Here is a 12,631-nt window from a genome sequence, read left to right on the forward strand (position 1 = left end):
GCCGCGATGGGACCGGAGGAGCGGGCGACCGCCTCCCCGCCGCTGGAGCCCGACAGCCCGCAGGCGCTGCGGGCCCGGCTGGAGGAGACCGGCTACCTCGTCGACGAGGGCCTTGCCGTGGCCTGCTTCCTCACCGTCCGCCTGCACCGCCCGATCTTCTGCGAAGGCGACGCCGGCACCGGCAAGACGGCGCTCGCCACCGCCCTCGCCGCCGCGCTGGGCGCGCCCCTCATCCGGCTCCAGTGCTACGAGGGCATCGACGCGACCCAGGCCCTGTACGACTGGGACTTCCCGCGCCAACTGCTCCACCTCAAGGCGGCCGAGGCGGGCGGCGTCGGCGACGCGGAGCTGTTGGAGTTCCAGCTGTACAGCCCGCGCTTCCTGATCGCCCGCCCCCTGCTGAAGGCGCTGGAGACCTGGCCGTCGGTGCTGCTGGTCGACGAGATCGACCGGGCCGACGAGGAGTTCGAGGCGCTGCTGCTGGAGCTCCTGTCGGAGTGGACGGTCACCATCCCCGAGCTGGGCACGCTGCGCGGCGAACGCCCACCCGTCACCGTGCTCACCTCCAACCGCACCCGCGAGGTCCACGACGCGCTGAAACGGCGCTGCCTCTACCACTGGTTCGAGCATCCGGACTTCGCCCGCGAGGTCGCCATCGTCCGACGGCGCCTCCCGGACGTGACCGAGCGCCTCGCCGTCGAGGTGACCCGCGCGGTCCGCGCGCTGCGCGCCCGCGACCTGCTCAAGCCGCCGGGCGTGGCGGAGACCCTCGACTGGGCCGAGGCCCTGCACGCGCTCGGCGCGACGGCGCTGGACGCGGAGCTGGCCACGGCGACGCTGGGCGCGGTGCTCAAGTACCACGAGGACATCGAGCAGGCCCGGAGCCTGGACCTGACGGCCCTGCTCGCCTCCGCCCCGACGGGCGGCCCATCGTGAGCGAGACCCTCCGCCTGCGGGCGGGCACCCGGGCCCCGAGCGGACTGAGCGGCGGGCCCGGCGAGGGTGCCGCGCGGGCCGGGCCCGGGGACGCGGCGCTGCACAGCCCAGCGGGCCCGCGTGTGGCGGGCGCAGCCGTCAGGCCCGGCGGCCGGGACGGCGGTTCCCTGGGCGGAGCCCGGCTGAGCCCGCCGGGCCCGGGCGGCGACGCGGTTCTCGACGCGATTGGCCTCGACGACGAGGGCGCAGCCCGGGTGGTCGTCGGGTTCGTGCGGACGTTGCGGGGCGCCGGGGTCACGGTCGTGACCGGTCAGGTCGCCGCCTTCCTGCGGGCGCTGGACGTGGTCGGGCCCTCCGGCCGGGCACAGGCCTACTGGGCCGGGCGGTCGACCCTCTGTTCCGAGCGGGACGACCTGGCCCGCTACGACCGGGTCTTCGCCGCGTACTTCGGCGACCGCCCGCACAACGGGAGCCCGCGCCCGGCCTCTCCCTTCCGACCCCGACCACAGGTCGCCGTCGCGAGTGGACCAGGGGCGTCCGCCGAGACCGGGCCCGCGGCCGAGCGGCCCGTCGCGGCCCTCGCGAGCGCCACGGAGGTGCTGCGGCACCGCGACGTCGCGGCGCTCACCGACGCCGAGCGGACGCAGCTGCGCCGCCTGCTCGCGGCGCTCGCGCTCGGTGGGGAGCCGCGTCGCAGCGCACGGCGGCGGCCGGCCCGGCACGGGGAGGTCGACGCGCGCCGCACGGTGCGGGCGATGCTGCGGCAGGGCGGCGAGCCGGCGCGGCTGTGCCGCAGGGCGCGGGTGCGCAAGCCACGCCGCGTCGTGCTGCTGGTGGACGTCAGCGGGTCGATGGCGCCCTACGCGGACGCGCTGCTGCGCTTCGCCCACGCGGCGCGGATCGCTCCCGCTGCCCGCACGGAGGTGTTCACGCTCGGCACCCGGCTCACCCGCGTCACCGTCGCGCTCGCGCACCGCACACCCGACCTCGCCATGGCCGCGGTGGGCCGCGCCGTACCGGACTGGAGCGGCGGGACGCGGCTCGGGGAGACGCTGCGGGCGTTCCTGGAGGGGTGGGGACGCCGGGGCCTGGCCAGGGGCGCGGTCGTGGTGCTGCTGTCGGACGGGTGGGAGCGCGGCGACCCGGCCCTGCTCGGGGAGCAGATGCGGCGGCTGCACCGGCTGGCGCACCGCGTCGTGTGGGCGAATCCTCGGAAGGGACGGCCCGGTTACGCGCCGCTGGCGGGCGGCATGGCGGCCGCGCTGCCGAGCGTGGACGTGTTCGTCGAGGGGCAGAGTCTCGCGGCGCTGGAGCGGCTGGCGGCCGTGGTGAGAGGAGCGGCGGATGCGTGAGATCCTCCCGGCACTGCGGCGCTGGTACGCGGCGGGCGCGGAGTTCGGGCTGGCCACGGTCGTCGGGGTGACCCGCAGCGCGCCGAGGGCACCGGGCGCGGCGATGGCCGTCGGCCCGGCCGACGAGGTGGTGGGCAGCGTCTCGGGCGGCTGCGTCGAGGGCGCCGTCTTCGAGCTGGCCCAGGAGGTGGTCCGCACCGGCCGGGCCCGGCTGGAGACCTTCGGCTACAGCGACGACGACGCGTTCGCGGTCGGCCTGACCTGCGGCGGCGAGATCACGTTGCTGGTCCGGCCGGTCTCGGAGGCGTTGGATCCGGCGTTCGCGGCCGTCGCCGAGTCCGTCGCCGAGCAGCGGCCGGTCGCGGTGGCCACGGTGGTGCGGGCGCCAGACGACGCCGCCACGCAGGTCGGCGCGGTCCTCGCGGTCTGGCCGGACCGCGTCGCCGGGTCACTCGGCACGGAGGGACTGGACGCCGCCGTCACTGCGGACGCGCGGGGCGAGTTGGCGCAGGGCATGACCGCCCAGCGCCACTACGGCCCCGCAGGCGAACGGCGGATGGACCAGGTCACCGTCTTCCTGCAGTCCTTCGCTCCCCCGCCGCGCCTGCTGGTCTTCGGCGCGATCGACTTCGCCGCCGCCGTCGCCGACCTCGGCGCGTTCCTCGGCTACCGGGTGACCGTCTGCGACGCCCGCCCGGTCTTCGCGACGGCCCGGCGCTTCCCACCGCAGGTCGACGTGGTCGTCGACTGGCCGCACCGCTATCTCGCCGCCACGCCGGTCGACGCCTCGACGGTGATCTGCGTGCTCACCCACGACCCGAAGTTCGACGTGCCGGTGCTGGAGGTGGCGCTGCGCACGCCGGCCGCCTACATCGGTGTGATGGGCAGCCGCCGCACCCACGACGACCGGCTGGCCCGGCTGCGCGAGGCGGGCGTCGACGAGGCGGCGCTCGCGCGCCTTCGCGCGCCGATCGGCCTGGATCTCGGCGCGCGCACGCCCGAGGAGGTGGCCGTCTCGATCGCCGCGGAGATCGTCTCGACCCGCTGGGGCGGCACCGGCGCCGCCCTGTCCGCCACGACGGGTGCCGTACACGGGCCGGACCCGAGGAGTTGACCATGCGACTGCACCACGACATGACCGTCCCGGCCTCCACCGACGACGTCTGGCGGGCGCTCGGCGAGATCGACGCGATCGCCCCCTGTCTGCCCGGCGCCTCGGTGGAGCGGATCGACGAGGACACCGTCTACGGCTCGATGACGGTCAAGGTCGGCCCGATCACCGTCGCCTACAAGGGCCGCGCCGTCATCGACGAGCGCGACGACGCCGACCACCGCATGGTCGTCCACGCCTCCGGCCGCGAGCAGCGGGGCGTCGGCACGGCGCAGGCGACCCTGGTGGTCGCGGTCCACGACCAGCCCTCCGGCGGGAGCGAGGTGGACGTCGACACCGACCTGACCGTCACCGGCCGCCCGGCCCAGTTCGGTCGCGGGGTGATGGCCGACATCGGCGACCGGGTCATCGCCGAGTTCGCCGACCGTCTCTCCCGGCAGCTGGCCGAATCCGCCGCCACCGCCGGACGGGCGACCGAGGCGGCGGAAGCGGCGGCGGACAGGGCAGCGAATGCGGCGGCGGCAACGGACGGGGCGACAGCAGCGGGCGGGGGGCCGGCAGCGGCGGCCGAGACCGCGCCGACCCCGCAGGCGGGACGGGACGAGCCGCTCGACCTCGGCCCGATCCTGCTGCCCGTCGTCCGCCGCGCCGCGCTGCTCGCCGCACTCGCCCTGGCCCTGGCCCTCGTCGAGCGGCGCCTGCGAAACCGCCTCCGCACGCGCCGGCGGTGAGGCCGGCGCTCCCGGTCCCGGAGGCCGGCTCCCGGTCGCGGAGACCGGATCCCGCGCCCGGACCGGCTCGGTCGCAGAGGTCGGATCAGTCGCAGAGGCCCAGTCGGCGGCCCAGGTCGGAGCGGAAGACCCGGTGCGGGTCCAGGCGTTCGCGCGCTTCGCGCCACTCGTCCAGCGGGCCGTACATCTCGGCGAACCGGGCCCGGTCCATCCGGGCGTCCTTGGCGAGGTAGATCCGACCGCCGGAGCGGGCGACCAGACGGTCGAGGGCGTCGAGCAGCTCGCCGAGGCCGGGCCTGGCGGCGGGCAGGTCGACGGCCAGCGACCAGCCGGCCTCGGGGAAGGACAGGGGGTGGTCGTCGCCGGGGCCGAACCGCTTCAAGGTCCCCAGGAAAGGTGCGGCCTGATGCCGGTGCAGGGCTTCGAGGACGCAGGCCACGAGGTCACACCCCGCGTCCGGGACGGCGAACTGGTACTGCCAGATCCCGGCCGGACCGAGCGCGCGGTTCCAGCCGGAGACCGCGTCGAGGCGGTGGAAGTAGGCTCCGAGCGAGGCGGTGGTCTGCCTCTGCCGCGGCGCCCGCCGGTACCACAGGCCGTTGAACGCGGCGGCCGTGCGCGGGGTGACCGGGCAGAAGGGCAGCGTCGGCGCCGGGAGCGCGGGGCCGGGACGGTAGCGCGGGCCGTCGGGTTCGCGGCGCGGATCCGGCTCGGCGAGGTGGTCGGCGAGGTCGACGACGCCGCGTCCCAGCGCCCGGCCGTGCGCGGTGCCGTCGATCCAGGCGACGGCGTAGCGGGTGGGGGCGGTGTCGAGGAGGTCCATCAGCGCGTCGAGGTCCTCGGCACGGCGGGTGGTGACGCGCAGTCGCGCGCTGCGGACGGGCACCAGGCGCAGCGTGACCGCGACGACGACGCCCGTCAGGCCCATCCCGCCGACGGTGGCACGGAAGGCGGCCGGGTCGTCCTGCGGGGTGAGGCGTCGCAGCATGCCCGTGCCGTCGACGAGGTCGACCTGCTCCAGCCAGGCGGCGAGGGTGCCGTCGCGGTGCTGGTTCTTGCCGTGCACGTCGGCGGCGACGGCACCGCCGACGGTGAGGTGGGCGGTGCCGGGCAGGACGGGCGGCAGCCAGCCGTGCGGGACGGTGCGGGCGAGCAGTTCGGTGAACGCGACCGAGGCGGAGACCCGGACCCGCCCGGCGTGCGGATCGAGCAGCAGCCAGGGCTCGACCGCGGGGTGCAGCACCAGCCCGCCGGAGTTGAGGGCGGCGTCACCGTAGCTGCGTCCCGCGCCGCGGGCGAGCAGGCCGTGGGCGGGGCGGCGGGCGATCAGCGCCCGCAGGGCGGGCAGGTCCAGCGGCCCGAGCGGCTCGGCCGTGCTGTGCGACGTCCGGCCCCAGCCGCAGAGCCGCGCGGTCGCGTTCACCCTCGTGGTCGCCTTCATGGTGGCAGGCATGGTCGCCGTCACAGGAGCGGGGTCAGGAAGGCCAGCAGCCACAGCAGTTCGGCGGCCAGCAGACGACGGTCGGTGAGCAGCAGGTCCTCGACGCGGGTCACCGGGCGGCGCGAGGCGAGGCGGTCGAAGCGCAGCAGCGCGTAGAGCAGTGGGAGCGCGCTCAGCAGGTGCCAGGCGCGGGTGGCGGGTGGTCCGGCGCCCGGCTGGCCGACACCCGACGCCCAGGCCAGGTACGCGGCGACGGTGGCGGTGAGCAGGAGCGTGCGCAGCAGTCGGAGCCCTCGCGGACCGTAGTGGGCCAGGGCGGGCCGGTGCCGGGCGGCGGCGGCACCGAGCAGTTGTGCCTCGGCGGCGCGTTTGGCCGCGGCCACCAGCAGTGCGCCCAGGCTGCAGACGACCAGGAACCAGCCTGACAGCGGGATCCGCGAGGCGACCGCGCCGCCGACCGCCCGCAGCACGAAGGCCGAGGCCAGCACGGCGAGTTCGACGCCGGGCAGGTGCTTGAGCGCGAGCGAGTAGCCGACGCTGAGCCCCAGGTACCCGGCGAGCACGGCGGTGAAGCCCCACCCGGGCACGGCCGCGGCGAGCGCGAGGGCGCCGAGCGCGAACAGCACGGCGCAGTGCCACCCCTGCGCCGGTGTCAGCTCCCCTGACGCCAGCGGGCGCCGCCGCTTGGCGGGGTGGCGCCGGTCGCGGTCGAGGTCGGCGAGGTCGTTGACGCAGTAGCCGGCCGCGGCGGCCAGCGTGAACGCGCCGACGGCGAGGACGAGGTCGACGGGTCCGCGGCCGTCCCGCCCGGTCGTGCCCGCCGCCAACGGCGCTGCCAGCACCAGCAGGTTCTTCGGCCACTGCCGCGGCCTGGCCGTGCGCAGGGCGGCTCGCGCGGTGCGGGCCGGGTCGGCGCGCGGAGGGGCGGCCGGTGGCGGCGCCGGGCGGGCGGTCTGCGCGGTTCGCCCGGCGCGCCCGGTTCGCCCGGTTCGTACGGGGCTCGGGACGCTGCTCATCGCACGCTCATCCGGCACTCCGGGCGAAGACCGCCACGAAGTCGCGGCTGGTGGTGGAGTAGTAGCGGTCGGCGGGGCGCTGCTGGCCGTCGAGGAGCTTGACCGGGACCGGGTCGGCGCCGCCGACCGGGGGCCGGTAGTACATGAACGACATCCACGCGGGGTTGATGTCGAGCTGCATGGCCTCGACGCAGCCCGCGCGCTGCAGCAGATCGGCGAGCGTGCGGACGGACAGCGCCGGACCGTAGACGAAGACCACGCGGCCGTCGGCGGTGACGCCGATCCCGGAGCGCCAGACGAAGTACGCGCCGCCGATGGTGAGGCCCCACCCCGACTCGATGTTCGTGTCGACGCTCGCCGGGACCACACCGTGATCCACCAGCAGCCGCAGGTTCTGCCGCACGCCCACCACCTGGCCGGTCATCGACACGTCCCGGCCCCAGACGCCGACCGCGACGTGGCCGTCGCGGTAGAAGACCAGCGACGCGTCACCCGGCGTCAGCGTGCCGCGGGTGGTGCCGTCGAGGTAGAAGCCGCCACCGGATTCGTTGATCTTGAAGCCGCCGTTGAAGGTGGCGACAAGGTTCGTCCGACCTCCGGCGGGGACGTCGTAGGGCGCACCCCAGTTCGCCGGTCCGGGGTCGCTCCAGCCGGGGTGCAGTTCGAAGCGGAGCAGCCTCGGGTCCAGCGAGGCGACGGCGGCGACGTAGGAGGTGTGCTGGGCGTCGGGCCGCAGGTAGGCGGCGATCACGGCGGGCCGGCCGGCGACGGTGCGCAGCACCTGCCAGGTGCCCTCGCCCGGCAGCGGCGGTCCGGCCGGCGGGACGAGCCGCGGCGGGAGGGCGACTACGGCTTTCCGGGGTGCCGCGTGGGCGACAGCCCCGCCGGGCGGCGCGGCGGGGCGCAGGGCGATGGCCGGTCGGCCGCCGACCCTGGGCGGGTGCAGGTCGTACTGAAGCGTCTCGACGAGCGTGACCACGGGACCGAGGTGGTTGTTGCGGCCCCAGTCGGCGACGCGCGCCGCGACGCTGTCGTCGCCGGGCGCGGTCAGGGCCTGTCCCAGCGACCAGCTGAGCCAGATCAGCAGCGCGGCCAGCGCCGCGGCCACGGCCCGCGCCCAGGGCCGCTGCGGAACGGCCCGGACCCGGCGCAGTTCCCGGGTGCACCGACGTCGGAACGGCCGGTCCGCGGCGGGCGCGCGTTCGTCCGTCCCCCGTCGCCGCACGAGCTCGGACATCCCTGGCCACTTCCTTCGGCCGCGCCCTCCATCCTCCCACGGGACGCCCGTCGCGGCGGGTCCGTGCGCGGGCAGCACGACCGTCAGGCGCCGCGCCATCGGACGAGCGGCAGGAAGACCTCGTCGACCTTCCCGGGCAGGCCGTGGGAGCCGAAGGCCGCCTTCCACGCACTGGCGGCATACGGCCGCGAGCGGCGCGAACGTCGGCCCGCAGGCGGGGAATCCGGGGCGGCAAGGCCCTTGGCTGTTGAGCCCGCACTCCCTACTGTCGAGTAGCGATTGAGATGGACACTTCATCAGGGAGCCCAGCATGCGAGCCATCGGCACCTTACGCACCGCCCTCGTCCTGACGGGCGGCGCCCTTCTGCTCGCCGTCGGCCTGAACGGGCCGACCGCCGGAGCCGCACAGGCCGCCACCGGCGCGGGGGCGGCGACGACGGACGGACTGCGCGACGTCATCGTCGTGGGAAACAGCCAGGCCGGGACGGTGAGCTTCATCGACGCCCACACCTTCGCCAACCTCGGGTCACTGAACGTCACCGCCGACGCCCAGCAGCGGATCTCCCAGATGGACCCGGTCCAGTGGGCCGGCTTCCAGACCGTCACCTCGGTCGAGGGAGGCACCCGCTGGGTCGACGACGCGCAGCTCTCGCCGGACGGACGGCGGCTCTACGTCTCCCGAGGCAACCTCGACGACGTGGCCGCCTACGACATCGCCACCGGCGTCCAGATCTGGCGCACCCGCCTCGACGGCTTCAAGGCCGACCACGCCGCGCTCTCCCCCGACGGCACCCGCTACGTCGTTTCCGCCACCACCGCACAGAAGGCCGAGGTCCTCGACACCGCGACCGGCGCCGTCGTCGGCTCCTTCCCGACCGGAACCTACCCGCACCAGAACGACTACAGCGCGGACGGCCGGTACATCTACAACTCCAGCATCGGCGTCACCTCGCTGCCGCAGTCGCTGGAGTGGGCCAAGGGCACGTTCCAGCTGACCAAGGTCGACGCGCAGTCCCTCAAGGTCGTGCAGACCTGGCTGTTCCCGCACGGCATCCGCCCGAACAGCATCGAGTCGGACGGCCGGACGATGTTCACCGACCTGTCCTACCTCAACGGCTTCGCGCGGTTCGACCTCGGCACCGGGCAGCAGGTGCACACCTACCCGATGCCGTACAGCGCGGCCGGAGCGGCCCTCAGCCCCGACAGCTACCCGCAGAACTCGGCGCACCACGGCCTGGCTCTGTCCGGCAACGACTCCCGTGTCTGCGACGCGGGCACCATCGACGACTACGCAGCGATCGTCCGGGTCTCCGACGGCACCACGGTGGGCACCGTCGGCTACCCGACCGGGAGCCTTCCCTACTGGGCCACCAGCAGCGCGGACGGCAGCCTCTGCTTCGTCTCGCTCAGCAAGGCCGACGCGGTGTCCGTGATCGACTATGCGACCGGGACGGAGCTCGCCCGGACACCGGTCGGCGCGTTCCCGCAGCGCGAGCGCACGGGCGCGATCGACCCCGCCGTCCTGCGGGGCCTCTCCCCGGCAGCGGGGTGAGCGGTCCTGCCCCCCCGGCTCAGCCGTGCTTGAGGCTGCGGCTGCGCCCGCGGAACTCGGCCACGACCTCGTCGCCGCGACGGACGGTCACGTCGTAGACGCCGCTGCGCCCGTAACGGGTGCGCTCCTCGGCGGTGGCGACCAGTTCGTCGCCCTCCAGGACCGGCGCCACGAAGACGATGTCCGCCCCGGCCGCCACGGTGACCGGCCCGTACGTGTTGCAGGCACAGGCGAAGGCCGAGTCCGCGAGCAGGAAGACGTAGCCGCCGTGGCCGATCCGGTGGCCGTTGACCATGGCCGCGGTGACCTTCATCCGCAGCACGGCACGGCCCGGGGCCAGTTCGTCGAGGTGGATGCCGAGCGCGGCGGAGGCGGTGTCGGCGGCGAGCATGGCGCGAGCGGCGGCGAGGCCGGTGTCGGCGCCGTCACGGTTGTCGGCGCCGTCACGGTTGTCGGGGGCGTCGGCGGGGATCGGGGCGGTCATGGCTGGAGGGTATCCGCCGCGCGACATCACCCGGGCGCGCGCCCCGGGCAGCCCTGCCCGCGCGCGGCCGTGTCCGACAATGGCGGGATGGCCGACACCTCTCTGCTCCCCGGCCTGGACGTGGCCTGGGTCTGCCTGGGCAGCCTCGGCGGCGCGGTCGCCACCGTCCTTGCCGCGTGGGCGGCGCGGGCCGAGGGCGACGTGCGCGCGGGCTGGCGCTGGTGGGTCACCGCAGGCGACGCCTGGACGGCGGGCGACAGCTGGCTGACCAACATCACCGTGGTGACCGGCGTGCTGACCTCGATGTGGTCCCGGCTCACCTTCAGCGGCGGGGTGCTCAGCACCGGCTCCGCCGACGCCACCGTCTTCGTCCTGTTCCTGGTCTTCACGGCAGCCGCCGCGCTCGCCCCGGTCATCTACGCCGCCTGTGCGGCGGGCGGCACCGGCGCGGCGGGCGATTCGGTCACCGGAACGGCCTTCGGGTACCTGCTGGCGGCGACGGCCGTCCTGCTGGGCACCTTCGGCATGATGGCCGCCCTCGCGGTCTTCGTCTGGGACGCCCTCGCCCCGACCCCCGCCAGCCGCTCGATCGTCCTTCCCTTCCTCGGACTGGGCGCCGCCCTGACGGCCGTCTACGCATTCCGCACCATCACCGCCGTCCTGCGCCACCACGCGACCGTGCCGGGAGCGGCGTCGCCGTCCGTGCCGAGTCCCACCCCCTCGTCCTCGTTCCTCGTCGGCAGCCGACCCTCCCGGCGTTCGGCCACCCTGTGAACCCTCGGTCTTTTGCTTTTGATACTCCGAAATCGTAGTATCCGAAATCGTGAGAATCGACACCGTGCCCGCCGACCCCTCGCCGCTGCTCGCCCTGCAACGGGCGACACACGCGACGCTGCAGCTGATCACCGGCGAGCTCGCCGCTCTCGAGATGACCGCCTCCGAGATCAACGCGCTGGCCAACCTCGCCGACGGAGCACCTCGCACGGTGTCCCAGCTCGGCGCGGCGGTCGGGGCCCGGCCGACGACGCTGACCAGCGTGCTCGACCGGCTGGAGCGCCGGGGTCTCGTCACGCGCGGGGCCCGGGCCGGCGACCGGCGGGCCGTGGTGGTCGAGCTGACGCCCGCCGGACGCGCCGCCGCCGGGCAGGTGCGGGCGACCTTCGGCGCACTGGAGCGGCGCGCGCTGGCCGGACTCCCGCCGGAGGCGGTCGCCGGGTTCCACCAGGTCCTGCAGGCACTGACGGAGGTGTCGTCATGAACACTGTCTCCCCCTCCCCCGAGTTCCAGGCGCTGATGGGCGAGGTGATGGCCGGGGCGGAGCGCTTCGGCCACCGGCAGCACGTGCAGCTCACCTGGCTGGCGGTGCGCCGCCACGGGGTGTCCACCGCTGCGGACGTGGTCGGCGAGGGCATCCGCGCGACGGCGACGGCCGCCGGCGCCCCGCAGAAGTTCCACGTCACCATGACCCGGGCCTGGGTCGAGCTGGTCGCCCACCACGCCGCAGCCTTGGCGGAGGCCGCCGACTCGTTCGACGCGTTCGCCCGGTCCAGTCCCGAACTGCTCGACAGGACGCTGCTCTCCCGCTTCTACCGCCCGGCGACTCTGGCCGGTGATGCCGCTCGCACAGGGTGGGTCGAGCCCGATCTCGCACCGTTCCCCTGGCAGCACACCTGACGGGCGCCGCAACACGGGCGCGGTTAGCGTGGAGCGGTCTGCTCGCACCCCGACGGAACGGAGCACACCGTGATCGAGAAGCTGGAGAACCTGCCCGAGGGCGTCATCGGTTTCAAGATCCACACCAAGCTCGCCGCCGAGGACTACCAGCAGGTGCTGGCCCCGGCAGTGGAGCAGGCCACCCAGGTGGGCCCGATCCGCTGCGTCCTGGTGATCGAGGAGTTCCACGGCATGACCGGCGGGGCCGTGAAGGACGACCTCAAGCTCGGCATGGAACACCTGCGCGGCTGGAAGCGCATCGCCGTCGTCACCGACATCGCCTGGATCAGCAACCTGACCGGCCTCTTCGGCTGGATGATCCCGGGCGAGACGAAGGTCTTCCCGCTCGCCGAGCAGCAGTCCGCGATCGCCTGGGCGGCGGAACCCGGCCCGGACCAGGCCTCGAACTAGGCGGTGCGCCCGCGCGCCGTCTCCAGGACCTCATCCGGCAGCGCCCGGGCCGCGAGCAGCCGTGGCAGGAGCTCCGGTTCGAGGGTGACCGCGCGGAAGACGAGAGCGACGGAGACGTCGTGGTCGGGACGGTCGAGGATCTCGACCGGCGCGCCGGACTCGATCACGCCCGGGGTGACCACCCGCAGGTAGGCGCCCGGGAGCGCGGCCCGGGTGAAGCGCTTGATCCAGCCGTCGCGCTCCAGCCACCCCTGGAACGTCCCGCAGGGAATGCGCGGGCAGGAGACCTCGAGCACCACCTCCGGGCCGAGCCGCCACCGCTCGCCGACCAGCGCGCCGTTGACGTCGACGCCGAGCGTGGTGAGGTTCTCCCCGAAGACGCCGTTCGCCAACGGCCGGCCGAGCTCGGACTCCCAGCCGTCCAGGTCCTCGCGCGCATAGGCGTAGACGGCCTGGTCCACGCCGCCGTGGTGCTTCACGTCGTAGGCACGGTCCCCCGCGAGACCCACCTCCCCGGCGCCCTTGGGGCCGGGGACGCGGACGGCGACGGGGCCGTCGACGGGCCGCTTGTCGATACCGGTGGCCCGAAGTCCCTTCCACGGGTTGGGACGCGGGTGACCGACGTTCACGGAGAGCAGCTTCACCCG

At 74.9% G+C, this 12,631-nt stretch carries 14 protein-coding genes; 9 read left to right on the top strand and 5 right to left on the bottom strand.

Features of this window, described 5'->3' with window-relative positions:
• The first annotated feature begins 6 nt into the window (after positions 1-6).
• Genes BMY61_RS14490 through BMY61_RS14505 form a run of 4 tightly spaced genes read left to right on the top strand, consistent with a single transcriptional unit; the run spans position 7 to position 4,130 of the window.
• Entirely contained in the window at positions 7-936 is a 930-nt protein-coding gene (locus tag BMY61_RS14490; RefSeq protein WP_082015207.1) for an AAA family ATPase, read from the top strand.
• The gene (locus BMY61_RS14495; protein WP_236656118.1) at positions 933-2,288 is read left to right on the top strand and encodes a vWA domain-containing protein; all 1,356 of its coding nucleotides are present in this window, start codon (positions 933-935) and stop codon (positions 2,286-2,288) included. Before BMY61_RS14490 ends, BMY61_RS14495 begins: the two co-directional genes overlap by 4 nt.
• Positions 2,281-3,402 (top strand): XdhC family protein, encoded by a 1,122-nt coding sequence (locus BMY61_RS14500; RefSeq protein WP_042451132.1) that lies wholly within the window; start codon positions 2,281-2,283, stop codon positions 3,400-3,402. The genes BMY61_RS14495 and BMY61_RS14500 overlap by 8 nt, the downstream gene beginning before the upstream one ends.
• Positions 3,403-3,404: 2 nt before the next feature.
• Entirely contained in the window at positions 3,405-4,130 is a 726-nt protein-coding gene (locus BMY61_RS14505; protein ID WP_042451135.1) for an SRPBCC family protein, read from the top strand.
• Between the two features lie 85 nt (positions 4,131-4,215).
• Here the strand turns inward: BMY61_RS14505 and BMY61_RS14510 are convergent, their stop codons facing one another.
• Genes BMY61_RS14510 through BMY61_RS14520 form a run of 3 tightly spaced genes read right to left on the bottom strand, consistent with a single transcriptional unit; the run spans position 4,216 to position 7,824 of the window.
• Positions 4,216-5,571, bottom strand: a complete 1,356-nt coding sequence (locus BMY61_RS14510; protein WP_042451297.1) for an FAD-binding oxidoreductase — start codon at positions 5,569-5,571, stop codon at positions 4,216-4,218.
• Between the two features lie 20 nt (positions 5,572-5,591).
• Complete coding sequence (locus BMY61_RS14515; RefSeq protein WP_052438938.1) at positions 5,592-6,587, bottom strand: decaprenyl-phosphate phosphoribosyltransferase; 996 nt, start codon at positions 6,585-6,587, stop codon at positions 5,592-5,594.
• Between the two features lie 7 nt (positions 6,588-6,594).
• Entirely contained in the window at positions 6,595-7,824 is a 1,230-nt protein-coding gene (locus tag BMY61_RS14520) for a phosphodiester glycosidase family protein (RefSeq protein WP_042451138.1), read from the bottom strand.
• 310 nt (positions 7,825-8,134) lie between these two features.
• On the opposite strand from BMY61_RS14520, the gene BMY61_RS14525 reads away from it, so the two are divergent.
• Positions 8,135-9,376, top strand: coding sequence for a YncE family protein (locus BMY61_RS14525; protein WP_052438939.1), 1,242 nt, complete (start codon positions 8,135-8,137; stop codon positions 9,374-9,376).
• A 19-nt stretch (positions 9,377-9,395) separates the two neighbouring features.
• On the opposite strand, the gene paaI is transcribed toward BMY61_RS14525, so the two are convergent.
• Positions 9,396-9,767 carry a hydroxyphenylacetyl-CoA thioesterase PaaI gene (gene paaI, locus BMY61_RS14530; RefSeq protein WP_042451304.1) on the bottom strand — a complete coding sequence of 124 codons (372 nt, stop codon included), beginning with the start codon at positions 9,765-9,767 and terminating at the stop codon, positions 9,396-9,398.
• 180 nt (positions 9,768-9,947) lie between these two features.
• Here paaI and BMY61_RS14535 point away from each other — a divergent pair, with 180 nt between their 5' ends.
• The 4 genes from BMY61_RS14535 to BMY61_RS14550 all read left to right on the top strand — a co-directional run bounded on the left by BMY61_RS14535 (position 9,948) and on the right by BMY61_RS14550 (position 11,984).
• On the top strand, positions 9,948-10,634 hold the full coding sequence (locus tag BMY61_RS14535) for a hypothetical protein (RefSeq protein WP_042451139.1): 687 nt from the start codon (positions 9,948-9,950) through the stop codon (positions 10,632-10,634).
• Positions 10,635-10,683: 49 nt separating this feature from the next.
• A complete protein-coding gene (locus tag BMY61_RS14540; RefSeq protein ID WP_052438940.1) occupies positions 10,684-11,118 on the top strand; it encodes a MarR family winged helix-turn-helix transcriptional regulator in 435 nt (144 codons plus the stop codon).
• Complete coding sequence (locus tag BMY61_RS14545) at positions 11,115-11,534, top strand: hypothetical protein (protein WP_042451141.1); 420 nt, start codon at positions 11,115-11,117, stop codon at positions 11,532-11,534. The genes BMY61_RS14540 and BMY61_RS14545 overlap by 4 nt, the downstream gene beginning before the upstream one ends.
• A 69-nt stretch (positions 11,535-11,603) precedes the next feature.
• On the top strand, positions 11,604-11,984 hold the full coding sequence (locus tag BMY61_RS14550; RefSeq protein WP_042451143.1) for a SpoIIAA family protein: 381 nt from the start codon (positions 11,604-11,606) through the stop codon (positions 11,982-11,984).
• Here the strand turns inward: BMY61_RS14550 and BMY61_RS14555 are convergent.
• Positions 11,981-12,628 carry an MOSC domain-containing protein gene (locus BMY61_RS14555; protein ID WP_042451145.1) on the bottom strand — a complete coding sequence of 216 codons (648 nt, stop codon included), beginning with the start codon at positions 12,626-12,628 and terminating at the stop codon, positions 11,981-11,983. The genes BMY61_RS14550 and BMY61_RS14555 overlap by 4 nt on opposite strands.
• Between the last annotated feature and the right edge of the window lie 3 nt (positions 12,629-12,631).

The sequence above is a fragment of the Streptacidiphilus jiangxiensis genome, from assembly GCF_900109465.1.
Lineage (GTDB): Bacteria > Actinomycetota > Actinomycetes > Streptomycetales > Streptomycetaceae > Streptacidiphilus > Streptacidiphilus jiangxiensis.